The following is a 19145-nucleotide window of genomic DNA, read 5'->3' on the forward strand; positions in this document are numbered from 1 at the left end:
CCGGTCAGGGGAAGCGGATGGCGGCTGCATCCAGGCGTACGCAGACAGCTCGGACGACCGGCAGCAACGGCACAATCGACGTTATCCCGTTCCCCATCTACGTGGTCGACACGCAAAGCCTGGAACTGATCAGCGTCAATCAAGCCATGCGCCGCAAGACCGGGGCTCAGATCGGTCAGACCTGCCATCGGGCCATCTACGACCAGCCCAGGCCCTGTCACTTCTGCAAGATCGCCGCCCTGTCCGAGGCGCCCCCCGACAGTCCGGCCGCCCTGGTTTTCGAGCATTTCAACGACCGCGACGAGTGCTGGTACCAGTTGAACGAGACCCTGATCGACTGGTTCGACGGCCGCCGGGTAAAGCATTCCATCGCCGTGGACATCGGCGCCCTCAAGGATGCCCAGAACGAGCTGTCCGAGGCCTATGTCCTGCTGGCGCTGAAAAGCGTCGAGCTGGAAAAGGCCTCCATCACCGATTCCCTGACCGGACTGTTCAACCGCCGCCGCCTGGACGAAGCCTTCGCCCACGAACTGGACCGCGCCCAACGCTACGCCAAGCCGGTCTCGCTGATCATCGCCGACGTGGATCATTTCAAGTCGGTCAACGACGTCCACGGCCATCAGGTGGGGGACGAGGTGCTGCGGGCCATCGCCGGATTGCTGCGCCAGGGGGTAAGGGCGGTGGATATCGTCGGACGCTGGGGCGGCGAGGAATTCCTGGTCATCTGCCCCGACACCGACCTGGACGGCGCCCTGGCCCTGGCGGAGAAACTGCGGGCCTCCATCGAGGAGGCGCCGTTCCCGACCATCGGTACCAGTTCCTCGTCGTTCGGCGTCGCCCAATACCGGGACGGCGAGTCCTTCAAGGATACGGTGGCCCGCGCCGACACGGCGCTCTACCGGGCCAAGGTCAACGGCCGCAACCGCATCGAGTCCTGAGTCATAATCATGCTGATCGGCCAATTCACCCTGCCGCTGGCCTTCGACCTCGCCGCCACCTTCCTGTTCGCGGTCACCGGAGCCATGACCGCCATGCGCAAGGGCTACGACTTCGTCGGCGTGTTCTTCCTGGCCCTGGTCACCGGCATCGGCGGCGGCCTGTTGCGCGACGGGGTATTCCTGCAACAGGTTCCGGCGGTCCTGGGCTCCCATTACCTGCTGGTGGTGGTGGTGGCCACGGTGATCGGCCTGCTGTTCGGCCAAAGCCTCAACCGTCTGGCCCTGGTCTTCCTGCTGGTGGATGCCCTGGGGCTGGGGCTCTATACCGTCTTCGGGACGCAGAAATCCCTGAATGCCGGGCTGGGCTGGGTGCCCGCCCTGCTGATCGGCGTCGTCAACGCGGTGGGTGGCGGCGTGATGCGCGATCTGATGAGCCGCGAGGAGCCGCTGATCTTCCGCCCGGGAGAGTTCTATGCCGCCGCCGCCCTGGCCGGGGGAGCGACCTTCGCCATCCTCGCCCTGGGATTGGGCATCGCGGCCCAGCCGGCCGCCCTGGCCGGCATCGCGGTGACCGTGCTGGTCCGGGTGGCCTCGGTGCGCTTCGGCTGGCGCACCCCGGCGGCGCGCGCCCTGATCGGCGGCGACCATCCGCCGGGAGAGGCTTGAACCTGCCTCCCCCTAGCAACTAATGTGGCCCCATGGTCGCATCGCCCTCCCCTTCCGACACTTTCAACGTTCTGTGGCTGCAGGCCGCCAGTTGCGGCGGCTGCACCATGTCGGCCCTGGCCGCCGACGACACCGGATTGCTGCGCGCCCTCGAGCGGTTCGGCATCCGCCTGCTGTGGCATCCCTCGCTGTCCGAGGAAAGCGGCGCCGAGGCCCTGGCGATTCTCGAGGATTGCGCCACGGGAAGGCTGCGCCTGGACTGCCTGTGCGTCGAGGGATCGGTGCTGTTGGGGCCCAACGGTTCGGGGCGGTTCCAAATGCTGTCGGGCAGCGGCAAGCCGGTGAAGGACTGGATCGCCCGGCTGGCCGCCAAGGCCGGCCATGTGGTGGCGGTGGGCAGTTGCGCGGCGTTCGGCGGCGTGCCGGCGGCGGGCCACAACCCGACCGACGCGCGCGGCCTGCATTATTCCGGCTGGGATGTGGGCGGGGCGCTGGGCAAGGGCTTCCGTTCGGCCTCGGGCCTGCCGGTGGTCAACATCGCCGGCTGCGCCCCCCATCCGGGATGGATCGTCGAGACCCTGGCGGCCCTGGCCCTGGGCGACCTCGCGACCGACCAACTGGACGCCCTGGGGCGGCCGCGCGCCTATGCCGACCATCTGGCCCATCATGGCTGCGGCCGCAACGAGTTCTACGAGTTCAAGGCCAGCGCCGCGCGCCCCTCGGATCGCGGCTGCCTGATGGAGAATCTGGGCTGCCGCGCCACCCAGGCGCCGGGCGACTGCAATATCCGCCGCTGGAACGGCTATGGCTCTTGTACCGACGGCGGCTATGCCTGCATCAACTGCACCTCGCCCGCCTTCGAGACGCCGTCCGGCCCCTTCCAGGAAACCGCCAAGGTGGCCGGTATTCCGGTGGGTCTGCCGGTGGACATGCCCAAGGCGTGGTTCGTGGCCCTGGCGGCGCTGTCCAAGTCGGCGACGCCCCAGCGGGTGCGCACCAACGCCCACGCCGACCACGTCATCGTCCCACCCGCCCGCCGTCCGCAAAAATCGCCATGACCGAAAGCCCCACCCGCCTGATCGTCGGCCCCTTCAACCGGGTCGAGGGCGACCTGGAGGTCACCCTCGACATCGCCGACGGCGTCGTGGCCGAGGCCCGCGTCAACGCCCCGCTCTATCGCGGTTTCGAGCAAATCCTGCAGGGCCGGCCCGCCGCCGATTCCCTGGTGATCGCGCCGCGCATCTGCGGCATCTGCTCGGTGTCGCAATCGGTGGCCGCCGCCCGCGCCCTGGCTGGACTGGAGCGGCCCGAGGTTCCGGCCAACGGCACCCTGGCGGCCAATCTGATCCTGGCCGGCGAGAATGCCGCCGATCACCTGACCCATTTCATGCTGTTCTTCGCCCCCGATCTGGCGCGGGCCTGCTACGCCGACCGCCCGTGGTTCGCGGCGGCACGGCGGCGCTTCGCGGCGGGAGACGGCGAATGCGCCCGCGTCCTGCTGCCGGCCCGCGCCCGTTTCCTGCATCTGATGGGCCTGCTGGCCGGCAAGTGGCCTCACTCGCTGGCCCTGCAGCCCGGCGGCGTCACCAAGGCCATCGATCCGGGCGAGAAGATCCGCCTGCTGTCCATCGTCACCGAATTCCGCGAGATGCTGGAAACCCACCTTTTCGCCGACCGCCTGGAGACCATCGCGGCCCTGGACGGCATCGCCGCCCTCGAGTCCTGGGCCGCGGCGGCATCGCCCGAGCAAGGCGATTTCCGCCTGTTCCTGCACATTGCCGCTGATCTGGGCTTCACCGGGCTGGGCATCGGCCCCGGCCGCTTCATCTCGTCGGGCAGCTTCGGCCTGTTCGCGCCGGGCGTCTGGAGCCAAGGCGCCCTGTCGGGCTTCGACCCCGCCCAAGTCACCGAGGATCACGCCCATAGCTGGATGGAGGGCGCCATCTTAGCTCCCTTCGTCGGCCAGACCATCCCCTCCCCCGACAAGCCCGAGGCCTATACCTGGTGCAAGGCGCCGCGCCTGGACGGCCGGGTGGCCGAGGTGGGCGCCCTGGCCCGTCAGGTGGTGGACGGCCATCCCTTGGCCCGCGCCCTGGCCGCCGCCCGCCCCGGCGGCTCGGTGCACGACCGGGTGGTGGCAAGACTGTTGGAACTGGCCCGGCTGATCCCCGCCATGGAGGGCTGGATTCGCGCCATCCGCCCCGGCGAGCCGTTCTGCGCTCCGCCCACCGCTCCGGCCGACGGCACCTCGGCCGGGCTGGTCGAAGCGGCGCGCGGCACTTTGGGCCACTGGCTGAGCCTGCAAAGCGGCCGCATCGCCAATTACCAGATCGTCGCTCCCACCAGTTGGAACTTCTCCCCCCGCGACGCCCAAGGCAATCCCGGCGCCCTGGAAACGGCCCTGGCCGGCACCCCGGTCCTGCCCGGCGAAACCACCCCGGTAGCCGTCCAGCACGTGGTCCGCTCCTTCGACCCCTGCATGGTCTGCACGGTGCATTAACGGCAACACATTGATATTTAATGATAAAATTGTAAACGTCCAAAACTTATCCAAAACTCGTCCAATAAGCGGGCGTCAGCCCAGACGAATTTCGATCCATTCGGACCCGCGAACATCGCGGTAGAGCGCCGTCATGTCGGGGGATTTGTGCCCCAACAGCGCCTGCGCATCGATGCCCTGCTCGGCATAAAGCCGGGCGGCCAGCGAGCGGATTTCATGAAAGGTGGGAGGGGTCTTGCCTGCCGGCCAAGTCAGGCCGGCCTTGTCTCGGGCCTCGGCGAAGGCGGCGGTGATGGTATGCAGCCGCAGCTTGTCACCCGGCTTGGCCCGCCCGGCAAAGGCGGAGTGATGCACCAGATGGCGGGACAGCACCACGTCGCGACAACGCTGCACCACCTCCCCCACCGACCAGTTGACGGCCTGGAGACGGAGATCGAGGGGGATACAGACCCGGTTCCCCGTCTTGAAGTGTTTGATCTTGAGGAAGAAGCGCTCGATGAGATTGCGCTCGCAATAGAGAGCGAAATCACACGGGACCTGGGGTAACGTTCTTCTCGGAGGGATGACCGGAACTGCGTCCTGGTTGCGGATGGCGTCGCGGAATGCCCCGGAATCGTAGTCCTTGTCGCCAAGAACGTGCTCTGCCAGGATATCGGCGATGAGGGCCTCGGCTTGGGTGTAGTCGCTCGCCTGTCCTGGCGTCAGGATAAAGCGCAACGGGCTGTGCGTGGGCCACGATTAACTGTTCTCCACGTATTCTGAAGCGCCGGTCACCACCATGATGGCCAAGGATAGGGTCTTGGGGCATAACCCCGTCATGGGGCTCTACACCACAAAATCCTACAGCGCCTGTCTGCAGGATGAAGACAGGCTAAAGGCCCTGTCGTCGCGGCATCGCCAAAGACCCGAAGCAAGCCACGTTCCCGGATAGCATGTCCGAGGAGTCGAGTATGCCGCCTCATGCGGTGGCTTGCATCCTGCGCCTATCGCCCCGCCCCCGCGGCGATCTTGAGGCGTGTGATGGCCATTTCCAGTTCGGCCGCGATTTTGCGGCGCTGGTCGGCGGCTTTGGTGTCTTTCAGTCGGCGGAGGGTGCTTTCGGCTTCGTTGAGTTCCTGGACGGCGGTGGAGCCGGGCTGGGTGGCCAGTTGCAGTTTGGCGGTGGAGATTTCGGCGGCTTTCTCGGCCTCGTAATTCCGGTCGATGGCCATGGGTTGGGCCAGGGCGGGGGTGGCCAGCAGCAGGATGGCCAGGGTCAGGGATTTCAGCGTCATGGCGGGGTCTCCTGTTTGGGGCGTCACATGCCCATCTCGCGGATGATGACGGCGGCGACGGACCGCCAGGCGCGGCCCAGAATGCTGCGGCGTTCGCCGTCCATATGGGCCGTGCCGCGGATGGGAACGGCGACAGAGCCGTTCAGGGTCAATCTTATGCGATAAAGCGCCATGTCGGGTACCAGGGATCTGGTGTCGAAGCGGGCCGGGATGGCGCCGCCATAGGGCGCCCCCAATTGGGGGTCGGCCAGCGCCCGCACCGCCGCATGGTCGATGGTGGCGATGGTGGCGGCCAGGGGGGCGCCGCTGCCATCGGGGATGAAGCTGGCCTTGCCGCCCACCCGGATGCGGGGCAGGTCATCCTCTGCCAGATAGGCTTCGATCACCGCGCCCTTGCGCAAGGACAAGATCGCCTCCTTGGGGCTGATCCACTGGCCGGTCTGCGTATTGGGCGAAAGATCCGTGACGGTGCCGGAGATGGGGGCGGTCAGTGTCAGGCGGTCGCGGTCGCGGATCAGCGCCACCTTCTCCGCCTGGGCGGCATCCAGTTCCTGGGTGATGGCCTGAAGGCGGTTGCGGAAGCTGTCCTCGAAGCCCATGGCGGAAACTTCGTATTTCAAGACCATGATCCGGCGCTCCACCTGCTGCAGGCGAAGCTCCAGATCAGGATTGTCCAGGCGGGCGAGAACGGTTCCGGCGGCGACGGTGTCGCCGGGCTTGACCTGGATTTCGTCCAGCCGCCCCGGCGATGGCGTATAGAGGGTCACATGCTCGGCGGCCTTGAGCATGGCGGGGGCGGAGACCCGGCCCGACCACGGCGCCGCCAGCACCAGCAGGGCCAGCAAGGCGAAGCCCAATGGCCAGCGGCTGCGTCTGCTGGCCCGGATGGCCTTTGCCCGCTTGCGCCATTCCCCGAATTCCAGGAGGAACGGCCTGGCCACGAACCAGCCCATTTCCACCGCGAACAAGATGATACCCAGCACCTTTATGAAGACGTGATAGACCAGCGCCGCGATGCCGAGGAACAGGGTCAGGCGATAGATCCACACCGCCCAGGCGAAGGCGATCATCCAGGCCCGCAAGGCCGGGGGCAGGTGCTCCGGCACCGGCTCGTCCAGGCCGAACAGCATCTCGCGCAGATGCCAGCGGGCCAGGGCGAAGGAGCGCGGATGCAGATTGGGCTGGCCCAGGGCGTCCATGGCCAGGAAATAGCCGTCGAAGCGCATGAAGGGGCTGAGATTGATGGCCAGGGAGGAAATCCAGGTGGTGGCCGCCAGGGTAAAGGCCATGCCTTTCAAATTGCCCTCGGGCAGCACCCCCCATGCCAGGGTGGCCCAGACCGCCAGGGCCAGTTCGGCCAGGATGCCCGCGCCGCCGATCAGCAGGCGCTTGCGGCGGCTGGTCAGCTTCCAGGCTTCGTTCACATCGGTGTAGAGCACCGGCATCATCACCAGGAAGGCGATCCCCATGGTGGGCACCCGGCAGCCGAACGCCTTGGCGGTCAGCGCATGGCCCAATTCATGGATCAGCTTGGCCAACCCCAGGGCGATGCCGAAGGCGGCCAGCCCCTCCATGGAGAAGTGATCCACCATGGTGGCGGCAAAGCCGCTCCACTGCCGCCCGATCAGGAACAGGCCCGCGATCAGGGCTAGAACCGTGGCAAGCCGGAAGCCCCTGCCGCCCAGCCAAGCCAGATAGGGCAACAGGGATTCCAGCATCCGGTCCGGCCGCAGCAGGGGCAGGCGGAAAAACAGATAGTGATGCAGCAGCCAAGTCACCCAGGAGGTCTTCTGGGCGTCATGGATGGCGAGCAGCCGCCCCACATCCGTGAACTGGACCGGCTTCAGCAACTGGCCACGGGCCAGGAACGTCACCACCTCGTCCACATCCTCGGGCTCCAGACGCAGGGTGGTCTCGGCGCTGACCGCCTGGGCCACGGCCTGGGGATCGGCCAGATGCCAGCGGCTCAGAACCTCGAAGGCGGGCCAGGACAGGCGGAAATACTGGTTGCGCAGCGGGTCATGCAGCATCCAGGTGGGCGTCCCGTCATGGTCGGCGGCGCCGTCATGCAGGGTCAGTTCCTCGCGGAGCGGCGGCAGCATGGCGGCGGCGCTCATGGCGGCCTCATACCCCCACGAACTGGCGGATGGTGGCCAGCGGCTTTCGGAACAGCCACCAGACCAGCGGCACCCGGTCGCCATCGATGCGCGCCGTGCCCTTCAGGCCCAGGCGGGGCTTGGCCTCGCCCTCGGCCAGACCGGCCCGCACCCGGTGGGCGATGGTGGCGTCGGGCCGGGCGGCCGCCTCGTAGGCCACGCTACGCACGGTGGCGCGCAGGGGCGATAGCGGCGCGGTGTTGAGGAACAGGGTCAGCCGGGCGCCGGGCTGAACGTCTCCCATATCGGCGGCGGCGACCCAGGCTTCCACCTCGGTATCGGTCTCGTCGGCGATGGCCATCACCTTCTCGCCCATCGCCACCGGCTTGCCGATCCAGTCGCTGGGATCGTCGAACACCGCGATGCCGGGCCTGGGCGCCTTGACCGCGATGCGGGCCAACTGGCTGTCCAGCAGCCGTACCTCCGCCGCCTTTTCCTCGGCCTTGCCCGACAGGATGGCGATCTGGGCCTTGGCCTTGGGGTCGAACACCATGGCCTGGGCCGCCTGACGGTATTCCGCCTCCGCCGTGGCCCATTGGCTGCGGGCCACATCCAGCTTGCCGGACAGGGCGGTTCCGTCCAGGTCGAACAGCCTGTCTCCCTCGGCGACCCGCTCATTGGGCTGGACGGCGATGCGGTCCACCACCCCGTCCAGGGGGGCGCGGATCATCACCGGATGGGCGGGCACCGCATCGGCGGGGGCCAGCACCGAGCCGGTGACGGGGAACAGCCCCACCAGCAGACCCGCCGCCGCCAGCCACTTGACCCGATGGCTCTTGGGAAGCCGGATGGCCCAGCTCTTGGGCACCAAGGCCCGCCGAGCAACCCCGGTCAGGGCGGCCAGATGGGCCAGCAGCGCCACCTCGTTCGGGGCGAACGCCTCGTCGCGGGCATAGAGCAGAATCTCGCCGCCCATGGGCAGGACCAGGGCATGAACCGGAAGCCAGTCGCCCCAGGGCTCCGCCAGGGCGGCGGGAAGGTCGGCGGCGGTGATGACGGTGGGGGCGTCCCTGTCGGCCAGCGCCCGGAACACCTGATCCAGCCACAGACCATAGGGGCTGCCATCCTCCATGGCGGCCACTCCCGACAGGGCCGCCATGCCCGATACCGGGCTCCACAGCGCAGCCTGGCGATAGGGGATCAGCGAGAAGGCCATATCCACCGCCAGGAACGCCACCTCCACCGGCCGCGCCGCCCGCAGGATGCGGCTTTCCAGCTCGAGCAGTTGAAGGAGGATATCGCTCATTGGGTCAGCGCCGGAGGTCGGGGGGGCAGGCCGTGATCCACCATCAATGTCCCTCGAACGCCGGGCGCCGCCTCCGGCGGCCTGGCTCACGCGCCATGTGGCGCGGGGCCTCCCTGCGGGCAATTGCCCGCCCGGGTCCAAAGACAATGGCCCAGTCGCTTGGCTCCATCATGGCGGCGGCGACAGCAGGACCTTTCCGCTCATCCCGGCGGAGAGTTCGGGGAAATGGCCGCCGATGGCGCCGGTGATGCGCACCGACTGGCTGACCGGATCGATGCGGGCGCCGATTCGGGTCAGCTTGACCGGATAGCTTTTGCCGGTCTCGTCGATGGCCACCTGGAAGGCATGGCCCGGCTTCAGCCAGATCAGCCATTTGCTGGGAACCACGAAGTCCAGTTCCAGCACCGAATCATCCAGGATGTCCAGCAGTGCCTGACCGGGCTGGACATATTGCTGGCTCCGCACCTTCTGCTCCACCACCCGGCCGTCGAAGGGCGCCGGGATCTGGCATTTGGACACCATGGCCGCCATGGCCGCCACCTTGGCGCGGGCCTTGTCGGCCTCCGCCTCCGAGACGTCGGTCTCGAGCTTGCCCACGGTCTGAAGCTCCAGCAGGCGCTTGTTCACCGCCACCGTCTTGCTGGCCGCCGACAGGGTGGCGCGGGCCTCGTCCAACTGGGCCCGGTTGACCGAACAGTCGAAGCCGATCAGCACCTGCCCCTTGGAAAAGCGCTCACCCTCGCGCGCTCCGATCTTTTCCACCTTGGCGCCGATCTCGGCGGCCAATGTGGTGAAGTCGCGGGGGGACAACTGGGCGCGCAACTCCTGACCCTGGACGGGGGCCGCCGCCAGGACCAGGAGCAGGGCCAGACCGGCGAGAAGCCTCACCGGTCCGAAACCTGGGCGACCACCCGGGGCGCCTCGTCCTCGCCGCCCAGCCAGTGCGGCAATTTGTCCAGAAGGCTGAACGTGCCGGGGACCGGAGGCGCAGCCGGGGCAGCCGCCACCGCCGGCAGATCGCGTCCCCAGCGTTCCAGCCGCTGGGCGATGGCGGCGGACAGAGCGGGAAGATCATGGGCCGCCACCGAATCGGGCAGCAGATCGTCGCCCATGGTGGCCTGCATCTTGGCATAGGCCTGTTCCACCTGGGCATAGGTCTGGAAGCGGCGAAGCTGCGACGCGATGGCCGAGGCATGGCCCGCCACCCGCTCCAGCATGCCGCTGGCGTCATTGGCCGCCCTGGCGTCGGACAGCTCCGCCAGGCGCTTATCCACCTTCCACAACTCGTCCGACTGCTCGAACTGGCTGGTGGCGTTGCGGAACTGGCGCTCCGACACATGCACCTGGGCCAGCACCGCCATGCGCAGGGCCAGACGGCGGGCCTTGGCCACATCCTCGTTGGTCTGGGCGTATTTCAGCGCCGAGGGGCCGGAAATGACATTCATCAGGTTCCAGGTCAGCTTGGTCCCGGCCTCGTACCAGTGATTGTCCATCAGGAAGCTGTTGTAGTCGTAATTGCGGCTGGCGGAAAAGGTCACGCCGGGCAACATCCTGATGATGGCCTTCTTGGTGTCGTCCACCGAAATGCGGGTCAGATAGCCCTGCTCGCGCAGATCGGGATTGCCGATGAAAGCCTGCTCCTCCATGCGCTCCAGCGAGGTCGTCCAATCGGGCGGAACCATGGCGTCGGGCACCGCCAGCCGGATCTCGGTCCCCGGGGCCACATTGATCAGGGCCGCCAGTTCGATCCGCGCGGTCGACAGCTCCTGCTGGATCGCCGTCAGCTGACGCAGGGTCTCCAGCAGCGACTTCTGATAGCGCAGACTCTCGGCCGGGGCCTTCAGATTCTCCCGCTCCACCAGCCGCGCCTTGTCCAGGGCGAAGCGGGCCTCGGTCACCGCCTGCTCCACATCGCCCTTCAGGGTCTGATAGGCCGCCGCCCGCCAATAGGCGAAGCGCACCTCGGAAATCAGATTATGCACCGCCTTGCGGCGGCGCTCGGTCGCCACCAGCGACCGGTCGGTATTGGATTTGGCGGTGTAATAGGTCAGGCCGAAATCCAGGATGTTCCAGCTCATGGTCAGATCGGCGGTCCGGGCGAACCGGTCCGCCGAATAGCTGGGATTGCTGGTGCTGGTGGTCTGGCTATAGAGATCGCGCGACCGGGTCGCATTGGGCTCGGACCGCTCGGTATAGCCCGCATTGGCGGTCAGCTTGGGCAGCAGATCGAACCTGTCGACGTCCAACTGGCCCAGGGCCAGGGCCTCCTCCATCATCTTGGACCGCTTGTCCAGATTGAATTTCAGCGCCCGCGCGATGGCCTCAGACACGGTCAACGGCCCGCTCAGCGGCTCGCCCCCCTGGAACATATCGGACCGGTCGGCGGTGGACTGCGCCGCCAGTTCCTCCTGGGTGAACGGCTCCGGCGTCAGGGCGCAGGCGGAAAGAAGGGCAACCAACGAGACGGAGGCCAGCAAACGCTTCATCGTTAAAATCCCCTGGTATTGAAACATCACGCGGCCCTGCCGCCGGACATCAGGTTACCCAACAGAGCCGCCTGCTTGGCCAGACGCCCCTCCTTGCTCATGCTCCGCAACTGCTCGGACAGCGACAGCTTGCCCACCGGCCCGGCGGCGGCATGCTTGGATGCCCCCCCGGCATCGCCGCTCCGCCCCGGTGCCTGAGGCTGGCCACGGCCTTCGCCCTCGCCCTGGGGCGCCACATTGCCCTGACCGCCCTCGCCCACCTGGATCTTGAAGGTCTGTACCGCCTCGCGGCCTTCGTTGTCGCGGGCAACCACCTTGACAACCACTTCGCCCTTAAACCCGGGCGGCGGCGTCCCCTCGAAGGTGCCGGTCTGCGGATTGAACACCATCCAGCCGGGAAGCGTGGCTCCGTTCGCCCGCGTCGCCGTCAGGGTGACGGTGGCATCAGGCCTGGTGCTGGCAAAGGAATCCGCCGGGATCTGAACCGATACGCGGGCGCCCAAGGCGAAACCGGCGTCCCTGACCGGGGCATTGACCACCAGGGCGTCCCCGCCACCGGGGGATCTGGACGCCAGTTGCACCTGGAACCCTCCCGAGGACAGAGCGGAACCGGCGGATGCGCCAGAGACCGACCGCCCATCACCTGAGACCACGGCGGACGCCGAGCCGCTGATGCCTCCCCCCGCCGTCGGGGCTGCCATGGACGCGGTGGTGGTGAACGCGGTCTTCTCGCTCGCGAAGGACATGGATGCCGCGATCACATTGGTGATCGGAGTGCCGCCAACCATGCTGATGCTGGCCGACTGACTGCTGCCGAACGAAGCGGCGTTCTTGGCGTCGTTGCTGACCTCGTTGGCGGATGACTGACTCGATGCCTGCACCACATTCTTGATCGGAGTGCCGCCCACGGTGCTGATACTCCCCGTGGCGGCCGTCACGGGCGGGGCGGCGTCGGTCGCCCGCACCGTCGTCACCAGGACCGCGGACGTCGTGTCAGTCGGGGCCGCCGTCGAAACCGGAGTCGGCAAGGGCTGTGGCGTCGGAGTGGGAACGGGGTTGGTATTGGGCGGCGGCGTCTCCGCAGCCGTCGGCTTCAGCGCGATATTGGTATCGCTGCCCCCATCCACGGCTACCTGGGTGACCACCAGGCTGTTCACGGTGATGCCCGCCAGCCCGGTCAGGGTAATGGTGACGTCGGCGCTGCCATTGCCGTCGGTATCGATGGCCAGGACGGCATCGGCCCCGGCTGTACTGACGGTCATGCGCGACAGGGGCACCGTCAGACCGGCCAGCCGGATATTATCGCTGACGGTCAGGTCCCGGATGGTGTCGCCATCGCCCACGAAGAACTTATCGCTCCCCGCTCCGCCGGTCAGGATATCGGCCCCGTCGCCGCCGGTCAGTTCATCATTTCCAGAGCCGGTGGTCAGGGTGTCGTTGCCCGCTCCGCCGTCGACCTTGGTGACTGCGGCGCCGGTTTCGGTGAAGACGTCATTGCCGCCATAAAGAGTGTATTCAAGGAAGCCGCGACCGTTCCGAACCGCCGAAGTGTTGACGGTAATGGTCTCTGAATTGGCGGCCTGATCGGCGACATCGGCCGCGTCGTGGCTGTCGATGAAGGACCACGCCGCTTCGCTACCGTCGTTATTGGTAAAGGTGTGGCTGCCATTGTAAAGAGTCCCGTTCGGTGACTCCACGAGGATTCCCTGGGCGACATTGCCCAAGGAGTTATCATGGACGGACAGGGACGAGGAAACCTCATTGAGGCCGATGCCCGTGGTAGCCCCGCCATATTGCGACACGCCCGACGAGCGGATCGTGTTGTTGTAGATTTCCGACACTCCGACCTGACGCAGCAGGATTCCAGTGGCGGACCATGTGGAGTCGTTAGACCCCAGATTGGTGATCGTGTTGCCGCTGATGGTCGCCAGGGTGCCGGCCCGCGCGCCGCCGGAACCGATCTGCATGCCGTTGATGTTGGAAGGGCCGTGGGAACCCAGCCCCGTGATGGCGTTGTTCTGGACGGTCACCGTCAGCCCGGCGCCCCAGGCGACGATACTCGTCTTCTGAACCGTGGTGATCGTGGAGTTCTTGATGGTTACCGAGGCCGGGCTGGCGGCGGTCGCTTCCGCTAGAATGCCAAAATTCTCGCTGTAGCCGGAATAGTCGCCATTGGCGTCCACGACCGAGGCGATGTGCTGGACGGTCACGCCGTCGATCATCGCATTGGTGTTATAGACGGCGATACCCAACAGATCCTCGCTGCCATTGGCGTGGGGGTTGAGGGTTGGATCGTGGGCCTGGTAGCGGCCATCCACCGTGATGTTGCGCACCGTGACCGTGCCCTGGGCCGTGGTGGCGGTGCGCAGATCCAAGACGGCATAGCGGGCCCGATTGCTCATCCCCGCCTGAACCGAGGCCACGAGGTCGGCGGTATCGGGCGCCTCCAGGGTGACGTGCCCGGCTCCGTTGACGGCATTGATGGTCACCGCCTTCGAGGCGATGAACTGGCCGCGATAGGTCCCGTCCTGAATGAGGACCGTGTCGCCGTCCGAAGCCTTGGCCAAGGCTTCGGCCAGGTTGAAGCCGTCGGCGCCGTCACCGTCGGTGTCGTAGGCGGTCTGGTCCACATAGATGGTGGAACTGGTCACGCTGGCATCGGCATTGACGGTGCCCGTGGAATCCGTGAGGGCGAAGCGCAGGGTGGCGGTGCCGTAGGGGGTAGCATTGGAATAGCCGATGGCGCGCACCAACGTCTGAATAGCGGTGGAATCGGCGCTGGCGTTGAAGGTGAAGCTAAGCCTTCCAGTGGCGTGGTCATAGGTCCAACTGGCGATCTGAGTGCCACCGACACTCAACGTGCCGTCGGCGATATCCTGGCCCAGGGTGATGGTGCGGTTGGAGATCACGCCACTGCCGAACGAGAAGATATCGTTCTGATTGCCATCGGCGGTTCCGCTGCCCATGACCCGCTGGATCACCAGCGTGCCATTGGTCCAAGAGGCGCCGCCCATCTGGCTGATGGTGGCGTCGGCGGCGGCGACCCCTCCGTTGGCATTGGCCAGGGTGACGGTATTGCCGCTGCCGCCGGTGGTGGCGTTCAGGTCCAGATTCGGCCCGGCGCGGCCGGTGAAGGTCAGCACCTTGTCAAAACTGTTGCCTGCCGAATCGGTGGCCCGCACGGTCACGCTATAGGTCTGGCCGTCGGTCAGGGCGGTTCCGCCCACGCTCAGCACATTGCCGGTGATGCTGAATTTCGCGTTGTCACCGATTCCGTTGGGCAGGCTGTAGGCGAAGGTCTCGCCGCTGGTGGCATCGGTGGCCGACAGGGTGGCGACCGTGCTGCTGATGGATATCGGAGTGGTGGTTCCCGACGGCGTGATATCGGTGGGCGCGGTGGTATTGATCGTCACCGCCCTGGTGCCTGCGCTGCCCGCATTGCCGACCGCATCGGTGGCGGTGGCGCTGATGGTGCTGCTGGCCGCATCGGCGGGGATTTCCCCGCTGGTGAAGGTGGAGGTCCAGTTGCCCGTGCCATCGGCGGTCACCGTATGGGTGGTGCTGCCCCAGGTCACCGCGACGCTGCTATTGGCCTCCGCCGTACCGGACACCGTCACGCCCGCCGTCTTTTCCGCCGCGCTCACCTTGTTGTCGGTGGCGACGGTGCCGATCACCGCCGCCGCTGGCGCGGTATTGTCCAGGGTATAGGTCTGGCCCGAGGTATAGCCGGCGGCGATGGCAAGGGCGCCCGAGGTGGCGGTGATGCCGGTCCCGCTGGCATTGAGGTCCAGTTCCACGGTGCCGTCGCCCGCCAGCCCCGCCACATGGACGGTATAGCTGCTACTGCCGTCGGCCCCGGCGGTCACGCTGATCACCGCCGTGCCGGTGACTCCCGCGCCCTTGACCACGGAGAAGTCGGCGAGGTCCACATTATCCACCGCCTGATTGAAGGTGACGGTGTAGTCCAGACCACCGGTTCCCTTGGTTTGTACCGTCGAGGCATTGCCGCTGTTATGGATCGAGGAAACCGATGGATAGTTATGGGCGGTGATGGTCAGCGGCTTGGTGTAGGTGTTGCCCCCTGCATCGGTGACCCGAACATTGACGTGATAGGTGGTGCCATCCACCAAATCCGTCCCGCCCACCACCAACCGGTTGCCGGAAATGGTGAACTTGGCATTGTCGGCGCTGTTGGCGGGCGTGCCGCCATCGGCCACCAGGGCATAGGTGAAGGTTTCCGACCCACTGTTGGTGTCGGTGGCCGTCAGCGTCGCCGCATTGCTGCCGCCGGTAATGGCGCACACGGTCGCTGATAGCGTGACGTCGGTGGGCGCATGACCATCGATGGTGGTTGCGGCAGCAATGGCGGTGGTATAGGCGGTGCTGGCATTGCCCGCACCATCCACCAGCACGGCACTGACCGCGGGATGACCGGCGAACACGTCGGTATCGCCCGATTGCACCACATATGTGGCGGTATAGGTGGTGTCGCTGGTCTTGGTCAGACTGCCGAATGCATGCCCGCCGATGGTCAGGCCGCCGCCGCTTAGGGTATCGGTGTCGGTGTCACTGGCCACGGTGATGGTGGCGGTGATGGTGTCGCCGACCTTATAGACGGTGTTGTCGAGGGTGATATTGGTGATGCTGGGCGCGGTATGGTCCAACGTATAGGTCTGGCCCGAGGTATAGCCGGCGGTGATGGCATTGCTGCTGCCGTCTTGGATGCCGGTACCGCTGCTGTTGAGGTCAAGTCGCATGGTGCCGTCACCACCGACCCCGGTCACCGACACGGTGTAGTGGATATGATCGCCGCTGTCGGTGACCGTGCCGATGGTGCCGGCGGCGGTGCCGGTATTGGTCAGGGTGAAGTCGGCGGCATCGACCCCGGTCACCGATGCGCTGAAGGTAACGTCGAACTGTTCCGACGTGGCGTTATTGGTGGCCGATGCCCCGGTATGGCGGTTGATGGAGGTGACAGTGGGGCCGGCGGGAAGGGGGGTGATATTGGAGAGAATCAGATTATCAAGAATGCCGAACAGATTACTTGCCTCGGAATAACTGATGGTAACGGAGGAGATGCCGGTAAAGTTGGACCCGGACGCATTGGCGGTTGTGAAGCTTATGGGGCTTACGGCAGCCGGGGCGGAACCCGTCAGAGCGGTGCCATTCTTGTTCGAATTGATGCTGTAGGTCCCGGTCATGTCGTTCGTCCCATCGGCGATCTGTACGCCCGAGAAATCGAACGTATAGCCGGTCAGGGAAATGGTTACCGAGACCGTCGTCATGGCCGAAATGCCCGCATTCCCCACGGACAGCCCCTCGGCACTGGGAGAGGGGCCTGCGTCGAATCCGGCACCATAGAATTCCCCGGCCCCATTCCCAACCGACGAGATGGAGAGGGTATAGCCATTTTCAGTCCAGGTAGCGCTGCCACCGGTAACAGCGCCACTGCCCGAAGCGGCGTCGAAAGTAAAAACTCCACCGGGATTGGCATTGGATACGGTAATCGCATTGCCGGTGGTATCGGCGGCGGTGGTGCGCGACGAATCCCAATCCGCCGCCCCCGCGATGTTATAGGTGGTTCCGCCAAGCGCCGTGGTGCCGGTCTTGTTCAGCAGGGCCTCGACCCCGGCCTGATCGGCGGCGTTCAGGGTCACCGAAAAGCTGGTGGCGCTGGCCGCCGTGACATTGGCGCTGGTCAGGGTATAGGTGCTGCCGCCCTGGCCGGTCACCGTCAGCTTGGATACGTCGATGCTGTCGCCGGTGGTCATGCCGGTGCCGGTAACGACCAGTGAATTGGTGCTGGCGTTGTAGGTGGCGCTGGTGATGGTGGGGCCGGCCGGGGCCGCCGTGATGTTGGACATCACCACGTCGTCGATAGCAATCGACAGAGTACCGGGACTGCCGCCGCTGACCCGGGTCACAGTGAACCATGCAATCTGACCGAAGTTAGCGAGGGTAAAGCCGGAGGTCACGCCCGCGACGAGGGTCTGGGTCGAGTCTTCGGAGACCGAGACATCGAAGCTCGCGCCATTGCTGGCGGTGACGCGGACGACAATGTCGTACGTTCCATGACCGCTGTTTCCGTCGTTGTAGATCTTCAACTCCGACAGATCGAACGTCTCGCCCGATTTGGCGGAAATCTGGACGGCCGAAGCCGATCCCCCATCAGTGCCGAATATATCGCGGCTCAGGCTGTTTCCCGTCATGCCGGGCATCCCGTTGAAAGCGTCGGAGGCCAGAGTGCCGCCGGTCCCCGCCGCGTTCAGTTCGGCACCGGACCCCAATGTTTGCTTAACGGCCACCGTGCCTGTTCCGTTCACGGAGCCGGAATCGAAATCAAACGTGCCGTTAGGATTGGCGTTGGACACCGTGATCGCGTTGCCGGTGGTGTCGGAGGTGTCGCCGGCCGTGACATTGCTGTCCCAATCATCGGCGGCCGCGATGTTGTAGGTTCCGCTTTGCGCCGAGGTTCCCGTCTTGTTCAACAGCCTTTCGACCTGAGCCTGATCGGCGGCGTTCAGGGTCACCGAAAAGCTGGTGGCGCTGGCGGCGGTGACGTTGGCGCTGGTCAGGGTATAGGTGGCACCGCCCTGGCCGGTCACCGTCAGCTTGCCGGTATTGATGGTGTCACCGGCGGTCATGCCGGTGCCGGTAACGACCAACGAATTGGTGCTGGCGTCATAGGTGGCGCTAGTGATGGTGGGGCCGGAGGAAACCGCTGCGGATACCACGTCCAGGACCAATTTCTGCCCTGCGGTGAAGCTTCCGGAGCTGACCGCGATCGACAGGACCTTGCCGGAGACAGTCGGGGTAACGGTAAAACCGAGAGAATCGGACAAGCCCGCATTCACTTGCGCGGACACGAGATGATCCAGCGTGCCGCCGGTGAAGTTCAGCAGATGGGCGTACGGCGCTTGGAAGGTACCAAGCTGATTGAAAACCAGGGTGATCGTGGAATGCGTGGCGTCGATGGGATCAACGTCCAAATTCCAAATAGAGTAAAATACCAAGTCCGTTCCTGCGGCGCCGACAGGCACCGCGCTGGCTTCGTCCGGAGTTGGTCCGAATGGGTCGTCCGAGACGTAGATTTTTGTACCGCTGAGATTAAGGATGTCCTGGTACGTGGCAGAGGCGAATGCGGTGGACGTCACATCTCCGGAACGGGTTTCCAGCGTCCAATCGCCACCCTTAGCCGCTGCTCCCGTCACGTCATCGGACGCGGCGACGTCGGCACCGGTCACGGCGGCCAGATCGGCGACAAAGGCCTGTCCATCCGCCCCCTTGGCCACATCGCAGCCATAGATCAGTATGTCGCCGCCTGCCTTCAAGGCATGGCCGATCTCCGCCAGTTCCGCCTTGGCGGTGGCGCTGGAGAGGCTGGCATCGGTGATGGTGTCGCTGCCCAAGTGCAGGGTTGCCTCCGAGCCGTGGCTCAGGACATGGATCGAGTCATACCCCGTGTGGCTTTCCGCCCAGGCCGCCATCTGGGCCAGACCGCTTTCGCCGCCATGGATTTCGACGATCTCGACGCCATCGCGGATTCCGGCTTCCAGCGTCTTGTAATCGGCGACGGAGGTATCGACGAAGGCCACCTCCTTCTTGCCGCCATCCTTCGACGAATCGGCCTCGCGCACCACGGAGGGGGCTGCAACAACGGGGATCAGGGCCTTGGCCGCCGCATCGGCGGCGGCATGGGCGGCATCGACCACTGCCGCGCCATCGAACATCACACGCGGTTCCAGCGTCATGATCGAAGGTTTGGCGCGACCATGCTTCCGAGACCGTCCGATCGATGCATTCATAACCTGGCTCCGTTGCTCAGAGTTGGCCTGCCTCGAACCCAACGGGTCCGTGCAAGTCCAAGCCAAACTCGGCC

11 protein-coding genes are annotated in these 19145 nt (G+C 65.9%); 4 read left to right on the forward strand and 7 right to left on the reverse strand.

The genetic code is table 11. The annotated features are described in order from the left end of the window. Nucleotides 1–17 precede the first annotated feature (17 nt). From CP958_RS04525 to CP958_RS04540, 4 genes are read left to right on the forward strand one after another with little or no spacing between them, the layout of a single operon-like run. Nucleotides 18–938: a GGDEF domain-containing protein gene (locus CP958_RS04525; RefSeq protein WP_242442745.1), complete on the forward strand. Its 921-nt coding sequence runs from the start codon at nucleotides 18–20 to the stop codon at nucleotides 936–938. 9 nt (nucleotides 939–947) lie between these two features. Continuing rightward, complete coding sequence (locus CP958_RS04530) at nucleotides 948–1604, forward strand: TRIC cation channel family protein (RefSeq protein WP_096700802.1); 657 nt, start codon at nucleotides 948–950, stop codon at nucleotides 1602–1604. 32 nt (nucleotides 1605–1636) lie between these two features. Beyond that, nucleotides 1637–2662, forward strand: coding sequence for a HupU protein (locus CP958_RS04535; protein WP_096700803.1), 1026 nt, complete (start codon nucleotides 1637–1639; stop codon nucleotides 2660–2662). Further along, on the forward strand, nucleotides 2659–4104 hold the full coding sequence (locus CP958_RS04540) for a nickel-dependent hydrogenase large subunit (protein ID WP_096700804.1): 1446 nt from the start codon (nucleotides 2659–2661) through the stop codon (nucleotides 4102–4104). Before CP958_RS04535 ends, CP958_RS04540 begins: the two co-directional genes overlap by 4 nt. Before the next feature lie 75 nt (nucleotides 4105–4179). Here CP958_RS04540 and CP958_RS04545 read toward each other — a convergent pair whose 3' ends face one another. From CP958_RS04545 to CP958_RS04580, 7 genes are all read right to left on the reverse strand, one after another. Beyond that, the gene (locus CP958_RS04545; RefSeq protein WP_096700805.1) at nucleotides 4180–4821 is read right to left on the reverse strand and encodes a tyrosine-type recombinase/integrase; all 642 of its coding nucleotides are present in this window, start codon (nucleotides 4819–4821) and stop codon (nucleotides 4180–4182) included. A 266-nt stretch (nucleotides 4822–5087) separates the two neighbouring features. After that, nucleotides 5088–5378 carry a hypothetical protein gene (locus CP958_RS04555; protein ID WP_096700806.1) on the reverse strand — a complete coding sequence of 97 codons (291 nt, stop codon included), beginning with the start codon at nucleotides 5376–5378 and terminating at the stop codon, nucleotides 5088–5090. 23 nt (nucleotides 5379–5401) lie between these two features. Beyond that, nucleotides 5402–7495 carry an HlyD family efflux transporter periplasmic adaptor subunit gene (locus tag CP958_RS04560; RefSeq protein WP_096700807.1) on the reverse strand — a complete coding sequence of 698 codons (2094 nt, stop codon included), beginning with the start codon at nucleotides 7493–7495 and terminating at the stop codon, nucleotides 5402–5404. A 7-nt stretch (nucleotides 7496–7502) separates the two neighbouring features. Then, nucleotides 7503–8780 (reverse strand): HlyD family efflux transporter periplasmic adaptor subunit, encoded by a 1278-nt coding sequence (locus tag CP958_RS04565; RefSeq protein ID WP_096700808.1) that lies wholly within the window; start codon nucleotides 8778–8780, stop codon nucleotides 7503–7505. A gap of 168 nt (nucleotides 8781–8948) precedes the next feature. Continuing rightward, nucleotides 8949–9668 carry an efflux RND transporter periplasmic adaptor subunit gene (locus CP958_RS04570; RefSeq protein ID WP_096700809.1) on the reverse strand — a complete coding sequence of 240 codons (720 nt, stop codon included), beginning with the start codon at nucleotides 9666–9668 and terminating at the stop codon, nucleotides 8949–8951. Next, nucleotides 9665–11266, reverse strand: coding sequence for a TolC family protein (locus CP958_RS04575; RefSeq protein WP_242442746.1), 1602 nt, complete (start codon nucleotides 11264–11266; stop codon nucleotides 9665–9667). The genes CP958_RS04570 and CP958_RS04575 overlap by 4 nt, the downstream gene beginning before the upstream one ends. Nucleotides 11267–11292: 26 nt before the next feature. Further along, a complete protein-coding gene (locus CP958_RS04580) occupies nucleotides 11293–18996 on the reverse strand; it encodes a DUF4347 domain-containing protein (RefSeq protein ID WP_277948863.1) in 7704 nt (2567 codons plus the stop codon). Nucleotides 18997–19145: the final 149 nt, after the last annotated feature.

The sequence above is a fragment of the Magnetospirillum sp. 15-1 genome, assembly GCF_900184795.1.
In the GTDB taxonomy this organism is placed as follows: Bacteria; Pseudomonadota; Alphaproteobacteria; order Rhodospirillales; family Magnetospirillaceae; genus Phaeospirillum.

Excerpts from the sequence above, each read along its gene's own strand:
- CP958_RS04525 (WP_242442745.1), top strand. The coding sequence starts at position 18 with ATGGCGGCTGCATCCAGGCGTACGCAGACAGCTCGGACGACCGGCAGC.
- CP958_RS04530 (WP_096700802.1), top strand. The coding sequence starts at position 948 with ATGCTGATCGGCCAATTCACCCTGCCGCTGGCCTTCGACCTCGCCGCC.
- CP958_RS04535 (WP_096700803.1), top strand. The coding sequence starts at position 1,637 with ATGGTCGCATCGCCCTCCCCTTCCGACACTTTCAACGTTCTGTGGCTG.
- CP958_RS04540 (WP_096700804.1), top strand. The coding sequence starts at position 2,659 with ATGACCGAAAGCCCCACCCGCCTGATCGTCGGCCCCTTCAACCGGGTC.
- CP958_RS04555 (WP_096700806.1), bottom strand. The coding sequence starts at position 5,378 with ATGACGCTGAAATCCCTGACCCTGGCCATCCTGCTGCTGGCCACCCCC.
- CP958_RS04560 (WP_096700807.1), bottom strand. The coding sequence starts at position 7,495 with ATGAGCGCCGCCGCCATGCTGCCGCCGCTCCGCGAGGAACTGACCCTG.
- CP958_RS04565 (WP_096700808.1), bottom strand. The coding sequence starts at position 8,780 with ATGAGCGATATCCTCCTTCAACTGCTCGAGCTGGAAAGCCGCATCCTG.
- CP958_RS04575 (WP_242442746.1), bottom strand. The coding sequence starts at position 11,266 with ATGAAGCGTTTGCTGGCCTCCGTCTCGTTGGTTGCCCTTCTTTCCGCC.
- CP958_RS04580 (WP_277948863.1), bottom strand. The coding sequence starts at position 18,996 with ATGTTCGATGGCGCGGCAGTGGTCGATGCCGCCCATGCCGCCGCCGAT.